13 protein-coding genes and 2 pseudogenes are annotated in these 20,184 nt (G+C 47.2%); 8 read left to right on the top strand and 7 right to left on the bottom strand.

Features of this window, described 5'->3' with window-relative positions; translation table 11 throughout:
* Positions 1 to 13: 13 nt before the first annotated feature.
* The 4 genes from mrdA (at position 14) to JCM15548_RS05515 (ending at position 5,858) form a co-directional block, all read left to right on the top strand.
* On the top strand, positions 14 to 1,858 hold the full coding sequence (gene mrdA / locus JCM15548_RS05530; RefSeq protein WP_227625514.1) for a penicillin-binding protein 2: 1,845 nt from the start codon (positions 14 to 16) through the stop codon (positions 1,856 to 1,858).
* Positions 1,842 to 3,263 carry a rod shape-determining protein RodA gene (gene rodA, locus JCM15548_RS05525; protein WP_062123112.1) on the top strand — a complete coding sequence of 474 codons (1,422 nt, stop codon included), beginning with the start codon at positions 1,842 to 1,844 and terminating at the stop codon, positions 3,261 to 3,263. Before mrdA ends, rodA begins: the two co-directional genes overlap by 17 nt.
* 172 nt (positions 3,264 to 3,435) lie before the next feature.
* Positions 3,436 to 4,737 carry a KamA family radical SAM protein gene (locus JCM15548_RS05520; RefSeq protein WP_062123109.1) on the top strand — a complete coding sequence of 434 codons (1,302 nt, stop codon included), beginning with the start codon at positions 3,436 to 3,438 and terminating at the stop codon, positions 4,735 to 4,737.
* A 239-nt stretch (positions 4,738 to 4,976) separates the two neighbouring features.
* Complete coding sequence (locus JCM15548_RS05515; protein ID WP_062123105.1) at positions 4,977 to 5,858, top strand: lysylphosphatidylglycerol synthase transmembrane domain-containing protein; 882 nt, start codon at positions 4,977 to 4,979, stop codon at positions 5,856 to 5,858.
* On the opposite strand, the gene JCM15548_RS05510 is transcribed toward JCM15548_RS05515, so the two are convergent.
* The 6 genes and pseudogenes from JCM15548_RS05510 to JCM15548_RS05485 form a co-directional block, all read right to left on the bottom strand.
* Positions 5,859 to 6,317: a regulatory protein RecX gene (locus JCM15548_RS05510; RefSeq protein WP_062123102.1), complete on the bottom strand. Its 459-nt coding sequence runs from the start codon at positions 6,315 to 6,317 to the stop codon at positions 5,859 to 5,861.
* Positions 6,317 to 7,684 carry an NAD-dependent succinate-semialdehyde dehydrogenase gene (locus JCM15548_RS05505; protein ID WP_062123097.1) on the bottom strand — a complete coding sequence of 456 codons (1,368 nt, stop codon included), beginning with the start codon at positions 7,682 to 7,684 and terminating at the stop codon, positions 6,317 to 6,319. The genes JCM15548_RS05510 and JCM15548_RS05505 overlap by 1 nt, the downstream gene beginning before the upstream one ends.
* Positions 7,685 to 7,770: 86 nt before the next feature.
* The gene (locus tag JCM15548_RS05500) at positions 7,771 to 8,727 is read right to left on the bottom strand and encodes a methylenetetrahydrofolate reductase (protein WP_062123094.1); all 957 of its coding nucleotides are present in this window, start codon (positions 8,725 to 8,727) and stop codon (positions 7,771 to 7,773) included.
* 18 nt (positions 8,728 to 8,745) lie between these two features.
* Positions 8,746 to 10,457: pseudogene (locus tag JCM15548_RS26580) on the bottom strand (vitamin B12 dependent-methionine synthase activation domain-containing protein).
* Positions 10,388 to 12,415, bottom strand: a pseudogene (locus tag JCM15548_RS26575) (homocysteine S-methyltransferase family protein). Before JCM15548_RS26575 ends, JCM15548_RS26580 begins: the two co-directional pseudogenes overlap by 70 nt.
* Before the next feature lie 303 nt (positions 12,416 to 12,718).
* Positions 12,719 to 13,597: an AraC family transcriptional regulator gene (locus tag JCM15548_RS05485; protein ID WP_083984985.1), complete on the bottom strand. Its 879-nt coding sequence runs from the start codon at positions 13,595 to 13,597 to the stop codon at positions 12,719 to 12,721.
* Positions 13,598 to 13,840: 243 nt separating this feature from the next.
* Between JCM15548_RS05485 and JCM15548_RS05480 the strand changes: the two genes are divergently transcribed.
* From JCM15548_RS05480 to JCM15548_RS23145, 4 genes are all read left to right on the top strand, one after another.
* Complete coding sequence (locus JCM15548_RS05480) at positions 13,841 to 14,656, top strand: SDR family oxidoreductase (RefSeq protein ID WP_062123089.1); 816 nt, start codon at positions 13,841 to 13,843, stop codon at positions 14,654 to 14,656.
* A 16-nt stretch (positions 14,657 to 14,672) separates the two neighbouring features.
* Entirely contained in the window at positions 14,673 to 15,878 is a 1,206-nt protein-coding gene (uxuA, locus tag JCM15548_RS05475) for a mannonate dehydratase (RefSeq protein ID WP_062123087.1), read from the top strand.
* 193 nt (positions 15,879 to 16,071) lie between these two features.
* The gene (locus JCM15548_RS23150) at positions 16,072 to 17,460 is read left to right on the top strand and encodes an ATP-binding cassette domain-containing protein (protein WP_227625513.1); all 1,389 of its coding nucleotides are present in this window, start codon (positions 16,072 to 16,074) and stop codon (positions 17,458 to 17,460) included.
* Positions 17,433 to 19,187 (top strand): ABC transporter permease, encoded by a 1,755-nt coding sequence (locus JCM15548_RS23145; RefSeq protein ID WP_227625512.1) that lies wholly within the window; start codon positions 17,433 to 17,435, stop codon positions 19,185 to 19,187. The genes JCM15548_RS23150 and JCM15548_RS23145 overlap by 28 nt, the downstream gene beginning before the upstream one ends.
* Before the next feature lie 282 nt (positions 19,188 to 19,469).
* Here the strand turns inward: JCM15548_RS23145 and JCM15548_RS05465 are convergent, their stop codons facing one another.
* The gene (locus JCM15548_RS05465) at positions 19,470 to 20,177 is read right to left on the bottom strand and encodes an inorganic pyrophosphatase (protein WP_227625511.1); all 708 of its coding nucleotides are present in this window, start codon (positions 20,175 to 20,177) and stop codon (positions 19,470 to 19,472) included.
* Positions 20,178 to 20,184: the final 7 nt, after the last annotated feature.

The raw sequence follows: 20,184 nt of genomic DNA, 5'->3' as shown, positions 1-20,184 counted from the left end.
TATTTTTAGAATCGTGGGAAACAGTAACAGAGCCATAATCATAAATATTGCCTTTGCAATGGTAGGGATGATCTTCATCATCCAGCTGTTTATGTTGCAGGTCATTGACCCCTCGTACAAATATTTTGCAGAAAGCAACACCCAACGTAAACTCACACAATATCCCTCCAGAGGACTCATCTATGATCGCAATGGCCAATTGATGGTCTCCAACCAGCCGGTTTATGACATCATGATTGTCCCCAGAGATGTCGTCCCCTTTGACACCCTGGAATTCAGCAGGGCCATTGGTCTGCCCCTGGAAAAAGTCACGGAAATTCTGGAGGAGGTTCGTACAAATCTCAGAAACAGAAAAATATCCAGTTTCAAACCATCGGTCTTCTACAAGCAGCTGCCTGCGGAGCAATACGCTGTTCTACAAGAAAAGATGTACCAATTCAAAGGGTTCTTTGCCCAACGAAGGATTGTACGCAAATACGAATATCCCCATGCAGCGCACGTTCTTGGATATGTGGCCGAAGCCAACGAACAGAAGATCAACCGGGACTCCTACTATGCACCAGGAGATTATACCGGCGTTAGCGGGATAGAAACCACCTACGAGACATTTTTACGAGGTAAGAAAGGGGCACGCTACGTGATGGTCGACGTACATGGTCGCGAAAAAGGCCCCATGCGAGGGGGAAGAATAGACACCACAGCTGTGGCAGGCAAAGACGTCACGCTCACTTTAGACATTGACCTTCAGGCCTATGGCGAAATGCTGATGCAGAACAAGAGTGGCAGTGTGGTGGCCATTGAGCCCTCCACAGGCGAAATCCTCAGCATGGTCTCCAGTCCCGGCTATGACCCGTCCTTACTGGTAGGGCGTGGAAGGTCCCGAAACTTCCCCGGATTATCGAACGACACCTTGTTTCCCCTTCTCAACCGCGCCATCATGTCGGGCTACCCGCCCGGATCGACCTTTAAAGCCGTCATGGCCCTCATTGGAATGCAGGAAGGCGTCTTAAGACCTTCTACAAGCTACAGCTGCAACAACGGGTTTCATGCGCGCGGCATTCACATTGGATGCCACCCGCACCGCTCTCCGCTCGACCTGGTGCCCTCGCTGGCCAATTCCTGCAATGCCTATTACTGTTATGTTTTCAGAAACGTTTTGGACAATCCGGCTCTAGGGTCACCCAAAGTCGGCATGGAAAAATGGAAAGCGTATTTATTGAATTTTGGCTTTGGGAATCAACTGGGAAGTGATTTCTTCAATGAAAACAGAGGCTTTGTTCCGGGCAGAGCCTACTATGACCGTATCTATAACGGAAGCTGGGGGTCACTCACGGTATTATCTTTGTCGATCGGACAAGGAGAGATTTTGACCACCCCCATACAAATGGCCAATATGACGGCTGCCATCGCCAACAGGGGCTACTATTTAACACCGCATGTCATAAAGAGCATTGACAACGACACCATACCCTCCCGATTTAAAGAAAGACATCAAACGGGTATTGACTCCATTCATTTTGAGCCCGTTATTGAAGGCATGGAGCAGGCCATTTTGGGCGACTTTGGATCCACGGCCCGCATCGCCAGAATTCCGGGCATAGAAGTGTGTGGAAAAACCGGTACGGCCCAAAACCCCCATGGCGAGAACCACAGTATTTTTGTCGCTTTTGCCCCTAAGCATGACCCCAAAATAGCGATTGCGGTCTATGTGGAAAACGCCGGTTACGGCTCCACCTGGGCGGCCCCGATTGCCAGTTTGATGATCGAAAAATATTTAAACGAGAACATTCACGCTTCACGCGTATGGCTTGAACAAAGGATGTTGAACGCAGACTTAATCCATGACGACAAAGAGTAGTTCCATAAAATCAATAGACTGGATAACGGTTTTGCTGTATCTTATCCTGGTAGGCTTTGGCTGGCTCAATATCTATGCCGCCAATACGGATCCCGATAGTCAGCTCTTTTTTGCCCCCGGAAAGGAGTATGTCAAGCAATTGATGTGGATAGGTATTTCCTTTCTGACCATTGGGGTACTGATGCTCATCGACAGCAAGTTCTTCGTGGAATTCTCCTATATCTTTTACATTATCACGACTTTGATGCTCCTGATGGTCATCTTTGTCGGCGTTGAAATCAACTCCGCCAAATCATGGTTTCAATTTGGCTCCTTTCGTTTTCAACCCGTTGAATTGGCCAAGGTGGCCACAGCCCTCACCATTGCCAGAGTCCTGAGCAAATTTCAGTTTTCCTTCAGTAAACCTTCTGATGTACTTTTGCTTTGTGCCATATGGCTTTTTCCCATTGCCATTATAATTCTGCAGAATGACACGGGTTCCGGTCTGGTCTTCTTTGCTTTTTTACTGGTATTTTTCAGAGAAGGAATGACCCCTTACATATTGGTTTTTGGCCTGTTGGGCGTCCTTATTTTCATCCTGACCCTGCTCATTCCCAACTACACCATTCTCATCCTGCTGGCTGCTGCCTTTTTCGCCCTGCTCTTTTTCCAAAAAATTAAGAAAGACCTGTTGATAGCTTTGATCATTGCCGCTGTGGGCTATGGTTTAGGGGCGCTCATTTTTAAAACAGATACCGGTGCTCCCAACCATGACTGGGCCCTGTTGACAGGCATGTTCCTGGCCAGCCTGGTGCTGGGAGTCAAAGGATTGCTGAGAAGAATCCGTGTCATTGGTACCTATTTACTCCTGTTTTGGGGATCCATTGCCTTTGCTTACTCGTCCGACTATTTTTATGAGAAAATGTTGGGGGACTATCAGCAATCCCGTATTCTGGTCTTGCTCAATCTAAAGGAAGATCCGCTGGGCGCGGGTTACAATGTGAACCAATCTAAAATTGCCATCGGCTCCGGCGGATTTTCAGGCAAAGGATTTCTTCAGGGCACCCAAACAAAATTCAACTTTGTACCCGAACAGAGCACCGACTTTATTTTTTGCACCGTGGGGGAAGAGTGGGGATTTCTTGGCACCTCGGCTGTAGTCATCCTGTTTCTATTGCTATTGATGCGTCTGGTATTCCTTGCGGAGCAACAACACTCCTCTTTCAGTCGAATATACGGCTACAGCGTGGCCGCCCTATTCTTTTTTCACGTCACCATTAACATTGGTATGACCATTGGACTGGCTCCGGTTATTGGAATTCCGCTTCCCTTTTTTAGCTATGGCGGCTCCTCCCTTTGGGGATTTTCCATTCTGCTTTTCATTTTCTTAAAATTAGATACCAACCGGGAACAGCTGATCCGATAATGATTGATAGCTTTTTTTTACAACCTTTCACACACGCCCTAAAGTCCTAAACAACAAGCATTATACCAAACGCTGCAACGCGCTATTAATCACATCCATTTGAGCAATGACATTTCACCTTGCTCACCTCCTCATTTTTTGGTATATTTGAAATAATAATCATAATATGCCTATGAAATATCAAATTTATACTGCACGCAATTACAAGCAAATTGCACAGATTGAAAAAGTATCTGAAGCTGATTTGCGAAGCATTGATATAGTGGCACACGTGCTGCCTTTCAAAACAAACAATTATGTGGTTGATGAATTAATTGATTGGGATAATTATAAAAATGATCCCATTTTTATTCTCAATTTCCCGCAGAAAGGAATGCTGAAACCCGAACACTACCAAAGCATTGCCCGACTGCTCGACCAAAATGCAGATGAGTCCGTCATCAAGGAGGCCGCCAACACCATCCGACGCCAATTGAATCCACATCCGGCAGGACAGACGCATAACTTACCTGTTCTGGCTGGCGAAAAACTAAGTGGCGCTCAGCACAAATACAATGAAACCATGCTGTTTTTCCCGACCCAGGGACAAACATGTCATGCCTATTGCACCTTCTGTTTTCGCTGGCCCCAATTTACCGGCATGGACAACATGAAATTTGCCATGAAGGAAATTGAGAACATCATAGCCTACATTCGTCAGCATACGGAAATAACGGACCTCCTGATTACCGGCGGCGACCCTATGGTGATGAAAGCCTCGGTCCTGGATGCCTACATCAGTCAGCTATTGGAAGCCGACCTGCCCCATCTTCAAACCATCCGCATAGGATCCAAATCCTTGGCTTTTTGGCCCTACAGATATTTGACAGACCCCGATGCAGAGGACATCCTGAACATCTTTAAAAAAATAACCGATGCCGGAAAATCACTGGCATTTATGGCCCACTTTAACCACCCTAAAGAATTAAGCACTGCCGCTGTTAAGGCCGCTATTGAAAAAATACGCCGGACAGGTGCCCAGATCCGAACGCAATCGCCCCTGCTCAATCACATCAATGCCAGTGCCAACATATGGGCGGAGATGTGGAAAAAGCAGGTCAATTTAGGTCTCATTCCCTACTACATGTTCATCGCCCGCGACACAGGCGCCCAGGAATATTTTGGCGTTTCACTCAGTCGCTCCTGGGACATTTTCAGAAGGGCCTACACCAAAGTCAGTGGCATAGCCCGCACCGTCAGAGGTCCCAGCATGTCGTGCACGCCCGGTAAGGTGCGTGTGATTGGGGTGTCTGAAGTGCATGGTGAAAAGGTCTTTGTCCTTGAATTTATACAAGGACGCAACAGCGAATGGGTGGCCCGCCCCTTCTTCGCCCAGTATGATACGGAAGCCTTTTGGATGAGCGACCTGAAGCCCGCTTTTGGCAAAAAGGAATTCTTCTATGAGGAGGAGCTGGCAGAAATAATGCTGGATTAATCCCATCCATCAAAGAGACGATCCGGAAAATACTTGTTACACGGAGCGACACAGAGTTGTTATTATAAAAAACATCCCTGTTTCCTTCGTGTTCTCTGTGTAATAATTTGTCATAGAACATTGTCATGCAAAGCATCTCAAAATATCACTGTGGTTCTCTGTGCCTCCTCCGTGTTCTCTGTGTAACTGTTAACATTTTCAAAATAAAAACACTATTTTTGGAGCCTTAAACCAGTTGGATGCGCAAAAAGGCCCTCATAAATCTTCTTATAAAAATAGTGATAAGCGGTTTTGCCCTTTACTATGTTTTCTCACACATTAATTTGAACCAAATAGCCGAAAAAATAAGTGCGTCCAACCCCTGGTTGCTAATGTCCGCCCTCATCGTTTATGCCTTGTCTCAACTCGTTTCGGCTTTACGATTAAAGGTTTTATTCAAACACCTTCCCATTCACATAACCCATTTAGAGAACATCCGACTATACTGGCTGGGCCTTTTCTATAACCTGTTTCTGCCAGGCGGTGTAGGTGGGGATGGTTTTAAGGTTTACCTCATAGGAAAACATTTCAAAACAGAACTCAAAAAAACCATCGGGGCGATACTTTCCGACAGAATCAGTGGCCTTTCCATCATCGTCATTCTGCTGTTGGTCTTTGTCCCTTTTATCAATTATGACATTCCCCTAAAAGCCTACGCATGGGCAGGAATCCCCTTTGTGGCAGCCGCATTTTTTCTCTTCCTCTACCTGTTTAACCGCACCCTTACAAGGGCCTACCTCCCGGTAATGGGCTGGGCAACAATGGCCCAGCTTCTGCAGATGCTGTCGGCCATTCTCATTCTTAATTCCTTTGACATGGAGGCGCGCGACATGTATGACGCCTACCTTTTCCTGTTCTTTTTATCGGCCATTGCCGGTGCCGTGCCCATAACGCTTGGGGGAATTGGTGCCCGGGAAGTCGTATTTCTGTGGGGTGCGCAATACCTGGGGGTCAACGAAGGTTCAGCAGTGGCCCTGAGTCTGCTATTCTACACAGCCTCTGCCATCACCGCTCTGCCGGGTTTGATATTCACTTTTCAACCGTCCAAAATACTGGCCAGAAATAAAGTAGCCAAGCTTTAACTAGTCTATCCCCACTGCCTCCAGGGCATGTTTTATTTCATCAAAGCCAAATCCGCGGGAGGCGGCATAACGCATCAAAGCGGCTCTACGCTTATAAGGATCATCCATTTTTAGCTGGCGCTTCTTTTGCCGCAATAAATCCAACAAATTCTCCTGGTATTCAGCGACCGGAATGGTATCCAGGGCTTCCTGAATCACCTCTGAAGCTATGCCTTTCTGGCGAAGTTGCCACACAATCTTGGTTTTCCCCCATCTGTTAAACCGGGCCTTATCACGCACATAAAAACCGGTATATCGATGCTCATCAATGAACTTTTCCTCCAACAGCCGCTGAAGGACTTTTGATATGTCGGCCTCCTCCACCTCCCACTTCAGCAATTTATTACGCACCATGGAAAGGCACTGTTCCTGGCGGGCACAGACAGCCGCGGCTTTGTCATAAGCTTTTTGAAAATCCATTAGCGAACAACCACCGTTTTTATATTCATAAATTCTCGCAGTCCAAACACGGAAAGTTCCCTGCCATAACCACTCTCCTTAATTCCCCCAAAAGGCAGGCGCGGATCCGATTTCACAAAGTCATTGACAAAGCAGGAACCCGCTTCCAGTTCATGCTCGGCCATGTATCGACCTTTCTCAATGTCAGATGTAAAAACGGCAGCACCCAATCCAAATGTCGTATCGTTGGCTATGGAAATAGCCTCCTTCATATCGGCAGCTTTTATCAGGGTCGCTACTGGCCCGAAAAGTTCTTCATGGTAGGCCGGCATCCCGCTTGTCACATTCCCCAACACCGTGGCCGGGTAAAAGGCACCGGGTATCTGCGGATCCACACCTCCCAACAACAAATCGGCCCCCTTGGCCACACTGTTATTCACTTGTGCTTCAAGATCCAAACGTAAATTATTTCGGGCCAGGGGCCCAAGATCCGTCTTTTCGTCCATGGGATCCCCCATTACAGCGGCACTCATTTTTTGAACCACCAATTTTGAAAAGACCTCATACACCGGGGCTTCAACAATAAAACGTTTGGCCGAAATACAACTTTGTCCGGCATTCATCAGGCGGGCCTTGACGCAAATCTCAGCAGCCGCCTCTATATGAGCATCGGCCAATATAATGTAGGGGTCACTTCCCCCCAGTTCCAACACCGATTTCTTTAAATACTTCCCGGCAATTTCCCCAACGGATCTGCCGGCCGGTGTGCTTCCGGTAAAGGTAACGGCCTGAATGCGCCGATCTGATATCACATTATCAATCTTACGACTGCTAATTAACAAAGTCTGGAAAACATGAACCGGAAATCCGGCCTCATTAATGACCTGTTCAATGGCCAGGGCGCAGGCAGGCACATTAGAGGCGTGCTTTAACAACACCGTATTGCCAGCCAAAAGGGCTGGAGCAGCAAAGCGAAACACCTGCCAAAAAGGAAAATTCCATGGCATGATGGCCAGAACAGGCCCCAATGGATTAAAAGCCACATAAGATTGACTGGCTTCTGTCGGGACCACCTGAGGAGCGAGGAAAGACGCTGCATTCTCAGCATAATAACGACAAACCCAGGCGCATTTTTCAATTTCAGACCGGGATTCTTTAATGGGTTTACCCATCTCCAGAGAAATAGTAAATGCCAAGCCCTCCTTTTTCTCAAGAAGTTTATCAGATAAGGCCAATAATAACTCTGCCCTTCTGGTAAAAGCACTTCGCTTCCATTGGCGATAGGCTTCCAGAGAAAGATCCAAAGCGCTATCTACATCATCCCACTGAAGTTCATCATATTCCCTGATTAATTCACCCGTGGCCGGGTTTATCGATTTTAAACGCATAATCGCTTTCTTAAAATTATTACCATTCGCCACAAAAAAGTAAATTACTAAAAAGAGACGGCTTAAACAACCACTCGTCCAAAATATCAGTAAATATGGGCAGCCACTTGTTTAACACTCTGCGTCGCCATCATGGTATAAAAGTGAATGAGATGAACCCCTTTGGCCAGTAGCTCTTTGGCTTGCATGGTGGTCCATTCAGCACCAACCTGAGCGGCAGCGTCATCGGTCTTACACTTTCTTAATTCTGCGGCAAAAGCCTCCGGCATATCCACATGAAAAATCTTAGGCAGTACGGTCAATTGATTCAACAACGTCAGCGGTTTTAATCCCGGAACGATGGGCACCGTAATGCCGGCATCCCGACATTTGCGTACGAACTCAAAATATTTGTCGTTATCAAAAAACATTTGGGTCACCACGTATTCGGCACCTGCGGCTACTTTTTGTTTCAACCAGTAAATATCCGATTCCATATTCGGGGCTTCCTCATGTTTTTCGGGGTAACCTGCCACACCATAACTAAAGGGCGTTTCAAAAGCCTCGGATTGGGTTTCGTCCAAAAAAACGCCTTTATTCAAATGGTTGACCTGATGAATCAAATCAATGGCATGTGCATGGCCTTCTTCTGAGGGCTGAAAAAAACGGTCCCGCTGGGATTTATCGCCACGCATTAACAGCAGGTCGTGAATGCCCAAAAAATTAAGGTCGATAAGCGCATATTCTGTTTCACTGCGGGTAAAACCACTGCAGATAATGTGCGGGACCACTTTAATGCCATACAAATGCTGGATGGAAGCAGCCACTGCCACGGTGCCGGGCCGTTTACGTGTCACCTTACGCTCGAAGAGCCCTTTTTCCACATCTCTGAAAACGACTTCATCCCGGTGCGAAGTGATATTGATAAAAAGGGGGTTAAATTCCCTGAGCGCATCAATGGTTCGGTACACCCGTTTAATGCTGTTCCCTTTCAACGGCGGCAAGAGCTCAAAGGAAAAACCGGGCTGATCTAATTCACGTATAAGTTGGGCGGCAGTTGACATAAAACGGTTTTTAATGTGCTACAAATAAGCCAGATTGGTGGGCAGCCATTTCTCGACTTCTTCGACGGAAACGCCTTTGCGTCTGGCCAGATCTTCCACCTGGTCTTTCTGAATATTTCCGACGCCAAAATAAATGGCTTCGGGGTGGGCCAGGTAAATACCACTCACCGATGCATTGGGAAACATGCTGAAATGCTCGGTCAGGGTAATGCCGACCTGCTCTTCTGCCTTCAACAGATTGAAAAGCGTGCGCTTTTCACTGTGATCGGGACAAGCGGGGTAGCCCAAGGCGGGTCGTATGCCCCGGTAGCGCTCCCGGATAAAATCAGCGTGATTGAAAACCTCGTCTGGTGCATAAGCCCAGAACTCTTTACGAACCCTGAAATGAATCAATTCAGCAAGCGCTTCCGCCAAACGATCGGCCAAAGCTTCAGCAAGATGGCATTGTAATCATCGTCATCGGCTTCAAACGCCTCTATCCATGGCTCAATGCCGTGACCGGCACTCACCGCAAAGCCGCCTATGTAATCGGTTTGGCCGCTGGACTTAGGCGCCACAAAATCGGCCAGACAATAATAGTGCTCTTTGCCGGGTTTGGATTGTTGCTCACGAATGTGATGGAAGGTGGCCAGCACTTCCGCTTTATTGTCGGGGCTATATACCTCTATATCATCCCCAACAGCATTGGCAGGAAACAAGCCAAACACGGCCCGTGGTGTGACCATTTTATCCTTCTGCATGCGCTCCAGCATCGCTTGAGCATCGGCATACAACTTCAGGGCTTCATTGGCTTTATCTCTGGACTCTTCTGTACTAAATCGTTTGAGCCATTCCTTTCTGGATTTTTCATCCACCACCGCATCCATGCCATCATAGCTTCCAGTGAGCCGCCAGGCATGGAAAAAGAAGGTCCAGTCGATAAAAGGAACAATATCTGCAATGGAATAATCCTCAAAGACATGAAGACCGGGTTTTGGCGGTGTCACCAAAGTGGTATTGGCCCAATCAATCTCATATTTCCTATTTCGGGCCTCACGCAATGAGAGATACTGGCGTTGTTTCTTATTGCTGTTGGCCTGTCGGAGCTGTTCGTAATCTGCGGCGACTTTATCCGTAAAACCTTTGTTGTCGCGTTCCGACAGCAGGGCACCAACCACCTGGGCACTTTTGGAGGCATCTTTCACATGAACCACCGGTCCCGAATACACCGGGTCCACTTTGACGGCCGTGTGCACACTTGAGGTCGTAGCGCCACCAATTAAAAGGGGCAGCTTCATTTTTCGACGCTCCATTTCTCTGGCCACATTCACCATTTCCTCGAGGGAGGGGGTAATCAAGCCACTCAATCCAATAATATCCACTTCCTGATCGATGGCCTCCTGAAGGATTTTATCGGTGGGCACCATCACGCCGAGGTCGATCACGTCATAATTGTTGCAGGCCAATATAACCCCCACAATATTTTTACCAATATCGTGCACATCCCCTTTTACCGTGGCCATTAAAATGCGTCCGGCTTTTTTAGCCGCATTGCCAGAGGCCCGCTTTTCCTCTTCAATGTAGGGCTGCAACCAGGCTACGCCCTTTTTCATGACGCGGGCGGTTTTGACCACCTGGGGCAAAAACATTTTTCCAGAACCAAAAAGTTCCCCCACGATGTTCATGCCATCCATGAGGGGCTGCTCAATAATATCGAGGGCAAACTCATATTTGGTGCGCGCCTCGGCCAAATCTTCTTCAATGTAATCGGCAATGCTTTAATGAGACTGTGATGAAGTCGCTTCTCGAGTGATTCCGAACGCCAGGCATCCTTGGCAGCTGCCACAGTACCATCCTTCTCAGCCTTATAACTTTCGGCCTTTTCGATGAGTCTTTCCGTGGCATCCGGCCGACGGTTCAGCACCACATCCTCGACCAACTCCAGTAAATCCGGTTCAATTTCATCATAAATCTGCAACATGCCCGGATTCACAATTCCCATGTCCATACCGGCCTGAATGGCATAATACAAAAAGACGGAATGGATGGCTTCCCGAACCCGGTCGTTACCACGAAAGGAGAAGGATAGATTGCTTACACCGCCACTGATGCGGGCATAGGGCAGATTTTCTTTTATCCAACGGGCGGTATTAATGTAATCCACCGCATAATTGTTGTGCTCTTCAATACCCGTAGCAATCGCCAGAACATTGGGATCAAAGATGATGTCTTCCGGCGGAAAGCCGATTTTTTGCGTCAACAGATCGTAAGCCCGTTGGCATATTTCTATGCGGCGATCATAGCTGTCGGCCTGCCCCAATTCATCAAAAGCCATCACGACCACTGCGGCACCATAATCTTTAATCACAGAGGCTTGCTCAAGAAATTGCGCCTCGCCTTCTTTCAGACTGATGGAGTTAACCACCGATTTGCCCTGCATACATTTTAGTCCGGCCTCCAACACCTCCCAACGAAGAATCAATCATAACCGGAAGGCGTGCAATCTCAGGTTCAGCCCCCATCAGATTCAAAAAGGTCACCATTTCTTTTTTGGCTTCCAGCATGGCATCATCCATGTTCACATCAATCACCTGTGCACCGCCATCTACCTGATCACGAGCTACGGTCAGGGCCTCTTCATACTTTTCTTCCCGAATGAGACGGGCAAACTTTTTGGAACCCGCCACATTGGTCCGCTCACCAATATTCACAAAATTGGTCATTTTATCAATGACCAAGGGCTCCAGTCCGCTGATCCGTGTCGTTTTCTCTAACTGTGTGGGCACATGCGGTTCTCCGTCTTTCAATAATTTGGCAAAAGCAGCGATGTGTTCCGGTGTTGTACCACAGCATCCGCCAATAATATTCACCAGTCCCTGCTTCAGATAATCCAATATCTGTGGCGCCATTTCATCCGGCGTTTCATCATACTCCCCAAACTGATTGGGCAGTCCCGCATTGGGATAGGCACTCACATAAAAGGGCACCTTACGACCCAGTTCCTCCACATACAAGCGTAGGTCCGATGCCCCAAAGGAACAGTTCAGTCCTATGGAAAAGAGAGGCATGTGCGAAACAGAAATAATGAAGGCCTCCATGGTTTGACCCGACAAGGTACGGCCACTGGCATCGGCTACGGTCACTGATACCATGACGGGAAAATCTTCTATTCCGCGACGACGCAATTCGCGCTGGATACCATAGAGCGCTGCCTTGGCATTGAGGGTATCAAAAATGGTTTCGAGCAACAGTATATCCACGCCTCCGTCGAGCAGACCGGCGGCCTGGGCACCATAAACATCGGCCAGATCATCAAAGGTCACGGCTCTGTAACCGGGATTATTCACATCGGGTGACAGCGAGGCTGTTTTGTTGGTGGGTCCCATGGACCGGCGACAAAGCGGGGCTTGTCGGCCGTGGAAAACTTCCTGGCAGCTTCTGCGGCCAGGGCCGCTGAGGCTTTGTTCAGCTCGTAAACCAGATCCTCCATCTGATAATCGGCCTGAGAAATGCTGTTGGCATTAAAGGTATTGGTCTCTATAATGTCTGAACCAGCCTCCAGATATTGCTCATGAATGGCTGAAATGATATCTGGTCGCGTCAAAGACAAGAGATCGTTGTTGCCCTGAACAGCTGAGGGATGCTGCGTAAATCGCTCACCTCTGAATCCTTCTTCCGTTAACTTATATTGCTGAATAAGACTCCCCATGGCTCCATCCAACAAGAGAATGCGCTCCCGGGCGGCCTTATGTAATAATTCCGTTCTGGTCATTTCAAAATGTGATTTAAATTATCTGTTCCGACTTAGATATACAAAGCAATGTCCCCCTAATACCCGATAAATTTTTCAGGCGCTTTCCATTAAAAGGAATGCGTCTTCCTAATTCCGGTCAGATCATTGTTTTGCGGTAAGATACAAAGATAAGGATTAATGGGGATAAACAAATCCTTTGATATAACCCGGGAGATCCATCACCTTTTTTGCTTTAAAATCTACCAAAACACTATTATCCTATTGAAATGCAGAAACATACTCTCTTGGTGTGACCCCCATCTTCTCCTTAAAGAAGCGATTAAAATTGGATACATTGTTAAATCCGCTTTCATAACACACCTGGGAAATCGACTGGGTATTTTCCTGCAAAAGCTTGCAAGCGTATCCGATACGCATTTCATTGATGTAGCGAATGAGCGTTTTCCCGGTCTTTAATTTAAAATAACGACTGAAGGAAGAAATATTCATACCAAATTGACGGGCCATTTCTGAAAGAGATATGTTACCGGTATAGTTAAGGTTGATATAATTCAAAACCTTCTCAATTCTAAAATCATTCACATTTAGTGGGTTTAAATGATAATCGGCCGTGGCCAGTAAACGATAGTCGCTTGAATGGGCCATGGCGTCCAAAACTTCCAACAGCCCCATCATGCGCCTAAAGCCCTTTAAACCATATAAGGCTTTCACCTTTTCTCCTATTTCACGGTTGGCCGGCATGGCAAAATGAATGCCCAGCATGGAACGGTCAAAAAGATGTTTAAGATGTACCATTTCGGGATAATTCTGAATTGATTTTTCCATAAAATCTTTGGCAAACTGCACCACTACCGCATTCACGCGTAAACCGGATGCCTCCTGGTAGTATTCCTGATGGTTCTTCCAGTAATGGGGGACCTGACTGCCCACCATCACCAAATCGCCTTCGGCAAAGGACTCCATACTATCGGCAATGAAACGGGTGCCCTGACTTTTCAACACATACACAATTTCCATTTCATCATGGAAATGCCAGGGAAAGGTGAAATGGGGGAAATCATTCCACTTGACCCTGATGGGGCTGTTGCCGGGTAAAAGCACCTGCTCGTGCATGATCGTGGATGGACTTTTCGGCATGATAGATTTTTTGGCAAATAATTCATTACTGGATGCAAAATAAGTATTTGTTCCGACATAGCAAAACCCCTATCTTTGTAGAGCCTGTCAGCCCAAACAATTCACGGCAAAAACAGTTAGCAATAAATTGACAACCTGATGACAGGCTACGCTGATCTTCCTTTGACTAAGTCGTCCATTGTTTCATTAATTTTCATCACGAAATTTTCAGGTTAACATCACAAATACTAAAATTAGCATATTATGAGCAATAACCAATTTGATCTGGCTGACCGTATTGCGGTAGTAACAGGTGGTGGAGGTGTTTTGGGAAGCAGTATTTCTAAAAGTCTTCTGGAAGCAGGTGTCAAAGTCGTCATTCTGGATATCCGTCAGGAAGCCCTGGACGCCAAAATAGCCGATTTAAAAGATGCCGGTGAAGTCATCGGCCTGGTTTGCAATGTGCTGGACCGGGACAGCTTAAAAAACGTACGCCAGCAGATTCTGGACAAGTGGGGACGTATCGATATTTTGGTGAATGCCGCAGGTGGCAATATGCCCGGTGCCACCCTCACGGAAGAACAAACGGTCTTCGATATGAAATTTGAAGATTTCAACAAAGTGAACGACCTCAACTTGAACGGCACGGTTTATCCGTCCATTGTATTTGGTGAAGCCATGGCCCGTCAAGGCAAGGGCAGCATCATCAATATTTCATCCATGGCCACCTACTCGGCCATTACAAGGGTTCCCGGTTATTCGGTGGCCAAGACCGGCGTTAATATTTTCACCCAGTGGATGGCCATGGAAATGGCCATCCAATTTGATGAGAAAATCAGGGTCAACGCCATTGCGCCCGGATTTTTCATCGGCGACCAAAACCGGGCGGTACTGATCAATCCCGATGGCAGCTACACCGAACGCAGCAAAAAAGTCATCGCCCGTACGCCCATGAAAAGATTCGGTGACATCACGGAGCTCAACGGCATCGTGCAATTCCTCTGCAGTGATTCAGCCAGCTTCATCACTGGCACCATCATCCCGGTTGACGGAGGCTTCAGCGCTTTCAGCGGGGTCTAATTTAACAGCATCCAATATGGCTTTTGAAAAAACATGGCGATGGTTTGGCGAAAAAGACGCTGTAAAACTATCGGATTTGAAACAGATGGGGATCGAAGGGGTCGTGACGGCCTTGCACCACATCCCCAACGGAGAAGTGTGGCCCGTTGAAGAAATCATGAAAACCAAATCGCTCATTGAGGCACATGGTATGCGCTGGAGCGTGGTGGAAAGTCTTCCGGTATCGGAAGGCATTAAAACCCAATCGGCCAACTGTTCCCGGCTGATAAGCAATTATCAGGAATCACTGCGTAATTTGGGACAGTGCGGCATCGATACGGTGGTCTACAATTTTATGCCGGTGCTGGACTGGGTGCGAACGGATTTGCACTACACGCTGCCTTCCGGAGGGGAAGTGATGTATTTCGATTTCCCCACCTTTGTGGCTTTCGATGCTTTCATCCTCCGGCGGCCCGGTGCCGAATCCGATTATCCCCCGGAAATCGTGGAAAAAGCACGTGACCGCTTTAAAACAATGACCGCTGAGGAAGCCGAAAAACTGGCCTACAACATCATAGTGGTGACACAAGGCTTTATCGATGGGGTAGTGGATGGCGCTACGCCGGATTACAAAAAGGCCTTTTTGAGCTTTATCGATACCTACAAAGCCATAGACCGGGATCAGCTGCGCGAACACTTGGCCCATTTTCTGAAGAAAGTGGTACCAGTGGCCGAAGAAAGCGGCATAAATCTGGCCATTCACCCGGACGACCCGCCATTTCCGGTATTGGGACTGCCCAGAATCGTGAGCACCCAGGAAGATTTTGAATGGATTCTCAATCAGTATAAGGCCAATGCCAATGGCGTCAATTTCTGTACAGGCTCGCTATCGGTGCGCAGCAGTGACAAGCTGGTGGAAATGATACAATCGTTCGGAGACCGCATTCACTTCCTACATTTACGCAACAACGTATTACTGCCGGATGGTTGCTTTCATGAGTACGGACACATCCATGGCGTGGTGGATATGTATGAAGTGGTTAAGGCCTTGCTAGTGGAACAAAGGCGAAGAATCCGGTCGGGCAGAAAAGATACGCGTATGCCTGTGCGTCCCGACCATGGCATCAAGATGCTGGATGACTATAACCAACCCGCCAATCCGGGATATCCGTTGATTGGTCGACTCAAAGGTCTGGCCGAGTTGGAAGGCCTTCAAATGGGCATTGAACGTTCTATAAAATAAGATACCGGACACCCTCCGGTTTTTTGACAGAAAGCAAAGCAAAGAGCAGTTGCTTCTGAACAGTTTTGAAAAGGCGGTCCCCAAAAAGGACCGCCTTTTTGTTGTTTTTTTCTTAACTTCACCGTTTGAAACAGGGGCCCGTTTCTGTGGCACCCCGGAACCGGAATAATTACCTGCAAACACAACTCCAACCATGAGTGAAACCCTGCTGGAAGCACTAATGCAACTCTTTGCTCTCCTGACCGATGTGCAGAAGGAGCGGCAGACCGGTCGTGGGTATTTGTTGGTGCAGGACTTTCTTTCCAAGCACTTCAACAAGGAATATGTGGAGCAATATCTGGGACGCTTTGAAGTCTACCTGAATCGCTACCACTCAGAAGTATATAGCGACAACCAGGAACTTAAGAACAAGCAGACCAACGACAATCAATCCAGAATTCACAATATTGCCACAAAAATCAATGCCGAACTGGAACAGGAACCAAAAATCGTTTTGTTTTCCCAGTTGCTGGACTTTTTAAAAAAGGATGAGGAAATTGGGGAAGCAGAGGTGCGTTTTGTGGATTTACTGGCCAACAAATTTAAAATTGAGCCCTCCGACTATATCAATCTTAAAAACTTCATACTGCGGGAGCCCCTGGATGTTCCCGACAAGAATTTACTCTTATTGGTCAGCGGGGAAAATGAAAAACCGCATCCCGACATTAAACTTTTATTCAATCCCAAACAACAGGTCGTTGTATGGGTGTTGCACGTTACCAGCACCAACACTTACATTTTCAGATATGCGGGAGAAAGAAACCTTTACCTGAACGGACACAAAATTGAGCGCAACCGCCCCTACACCCTTGCAGTGGGGTCCGTGATCAAAACCTCCCGGATGCCGCCTGTGTATTACAGTCGGGTATCTGAGAAATTCATTCATCAAAAAGAAACCGGCCGGATCATTTACCGGGCCATTGATGTTTCCTACAAATTCAACAACAACCAAATAGGCATCCATCCCTTTAGTTTCACGGGACGGTCCGGTCAGCTTGTGGGCATTATCGGTGGCAGTGGAACGGGAAAATCGACCTTGCTCAACGTACTTAATGGCAACTTCAAACTCAGTTCAGGCAAAATAATCATCAATGGTTTTGACCTGATTGAGGAAAAAGAGTCGCTTCGCGGCCTCATCGGTTATGTGCCGCAGGACGACCTGCTCAAAGAAGAGCTCACCGTATTCGAGAACCTCTGGTTCAATGCACGCCTGTGTTTCAGCGATCTCCCCAAGGACAAAATAATGAAATTGGTAGAGGATGCCCTCCAGGATTTTGATCTGGTGGAAGCCCGGGATTTGGTAGTGGGAACCCCATTGAATAAAATATTGAGCGGGGGACAAAGAAAGCGCCTCAACATTGCCCTTGAATTAATTCGCGAGCCCTCCATCCTGTTTGTGGATGAACCCACCTCGGGCCTCTCGTCAATGGATTCAGAAAAGGTCATGCTCCTGCTGAAACGTCAGGTATTAAAAGGAAAGCTGGTGGTTATCAACATTCACCAACCTCCTCCGATTTGTACAAGTTGCTGGATAAACTGTTGATGATCGACAAAGGGGGGCGCATTATTTACAACGGCAATCCCATGGATGCCATTGCCTATTTCAAAAGGGAGGCCAACTATGTTAATCCTGAGGAGCGGGAGTGCTATGTGTGCGGCAATGTTAAAACGGAACAGCCATTGCGGATTGTTGAAGCCCGCATTGTCAATCCCTATGGGAAGCTCATACGGAAGCGCAAGGTCAGTCCCGAAGATTGGTACAAACTGTACCTCGAGAATTTTGAAAAGAAATTTGAATGGAAGTCCAAGCGCGACCTGACCAAAAAAGAGCCCCTTCCCAAAAACTGGTTCAGCATACCCAACCGTAAGAAGCAGTTCTGGATTTTTGCCATGCGTGACGCGCTGTCGAAATTAAAGGACAAGCAATACCTGGCCATCAATATATTGGAGGCCCCCCTGTTGGCTTTAATCCTGGGATTTTTTACCAAGTATCTGATTGGATCACCGGACGATCCCAAACTTTATCTGTTTTCGGAGAATGTGAATGTCCCGGCCTATCTCTTCATGAGCGTAGTTGTTTCCCTGTTTATAGGTCTCAACGTGAGTGCCGAGGAAATCATTCGCGACAGAAGACTCAGAAAAAGAGAATCTTTTCTTAATCTAAGTCGGTTTAGCTTCCTCAACAGCAAGATTTTTGTTCTTTTCATTCTATCGGCCGTTCAATCGTTGAGCTTTGTCCTGATAGGTAACGCCATACTTGAAATTGAAGGAATGACCCTGAGCTACTGGGCCATTATTTTTTCCACCGCCTGCTTTGCCAATATGCTGGGTCTCAACATCAGCAGTGGTCTGAATTCAGTCGTCGCTATTTATGTGCTCATTCCCCTCATTCTGGTCCCCCACCTTTTGTTCAGCGGTGTCATTGTCAACTACGACAAACTGCACACCTCCATCGCCTCCAAAGAATTTGTGCCGCGGATTGGCGACCTGATGATCACCCGGTGGTCCTACGAAGCACTGGCGGTCACCCAATTCAAAAACAACCGCTATCAGAGGCACTTTTTTGAAGAGGAAAAAGCCATGAGCCAGAGCTCCTACTATGGCAGCACACTTATTCCTGAACTCATTAAACTCAATGATGCCTGCCATTGGGCTTCGGAACGCAACGATGCCTCAACGGTGAAGAAACACAGCAAAACACTGGCAGCAGCCTTGCAACAATTCCACAAGGACATTCCCAACCTGGTGCCCCGTGATTTAATCAAAGAAGAGCTCAGCAGCTATCCGGATAGTTTGCGCAACACCATAGAGAACACGCTGTTGAGTGCTCAAAACAAATACAACAGGGAGTACCAGTATTACTCAACACGCAAAGATTCAAAAATAGAAGAGCTGGTAAAAGAGAAGGGCTCCATAGATCATCTGGTGGCACTCAAACAAAAGCATTTCAATGAGGCCCTGGCCGATTGGGTGCTGGACAGAAAAGAGGTTCGACAACTGGAGTTCTATGAAGACCATTACATTCAAAGGAAGCACCCCATATACAAGAGTCCCGCCAGCAAATGGGGCCGCGCTCATTTTTACGCCCATTCCAAAAGAATGGGACCCATACTCATTCCCACCGGAATTTTCAATGTACTGGTCATGTGGATGGGGGTATTGCTGCTCTACGTCACCCTGTATCTGGACATTTTACGTCGCATCATCCACTACTTTGAGACCTTTAAACTGAGAAGGCTGAACAAGCGTCTGCAACGATTGGGCACCTAGTTTTTAAAAATAAAGCGCCAAATACTACGTTATTCTAGTTTTTGAAACAGTCATTTACGAAATGTTGTATTCCGAGAACCGGAACTCCGCTATGCTGCGACTCCTTGGATTCAAAAACTTCGAAAGCCTTGTCCTTGACCCTTTATTTTTAAAAACAGAAAGAAGGCCTCTTGCCAGAAAACACAAAACCCCGGAAAATTCCGGGGTTTTGTGTTTTCTAATATCTAATGGTTACAACGTTAGCTCGGTCAACCGACCAGATCCATCGTCCCCAAAAAGCTCTTAGTAGGATGACAAGGCATTTCTCAGTGATTCAAAACGGGCTTCATAATCGATCATCGACTCCTTAATCACCTGGCGCGCTTCCTCCGCTTCATAAGTGTGGGTAATCTCAGATTCCCGGGTCATGCCCGGCATGTCCTTATAGGTCAAAAAGTAATGCTTCAACCGTTCCAGCACCAGTTCCGGAAGCTCTGTCACGTTGGTAACCCCTCCATAGACCACATCCCCCTTCAAGACAGAAATAATTTTATCATCCGCGGCATTCCCGTCAATCATCCGAAACCCGCCAATAGGTATCACCTCTGCAATAATATCGCCATGCATCACATCCTTCTCGGTGAGCACACAGACATCCAGCGGATCGCCATCCCCTTTAATATCCTTCTTGCCTGTTTTCTCTTCACAGAACTTCCCCACATTGGTGCCGCAATAGGTTTGGGGAATAAAACCATACAAGGAAGGCACCACATTGGAATACTTCTGAGGACGGTCGATTCTCAAATACCCGCTCACCTTATCGATTTCATATTTAATTGTATCGGTAGGCACCACCTCAATAAAACACATCACGGAATTAGGAGCGTCATTACCAATATCTATACCGTGCCAGGGATGTGACTTATAGCGAAGCCCCATTAAACGGCCTATCGGGTCCATTAAACTGTTTGAAGACATATCTTTTTGAGTTACTTTATTTGGTTTACGCATTATACAA

This window comes from Geofilum rubicundum JCM 15548, assembly GCF_000974365.1.
Lineage (GTDB): Bacteria > Bacteroidota > Bacteroidia > Bacteroidales > Marinilabiliaceae > Geofilum > Geofilum rubicundum.
This window is presented reverse-complemented; position numbering and strand designations above follow the sequence as displayed.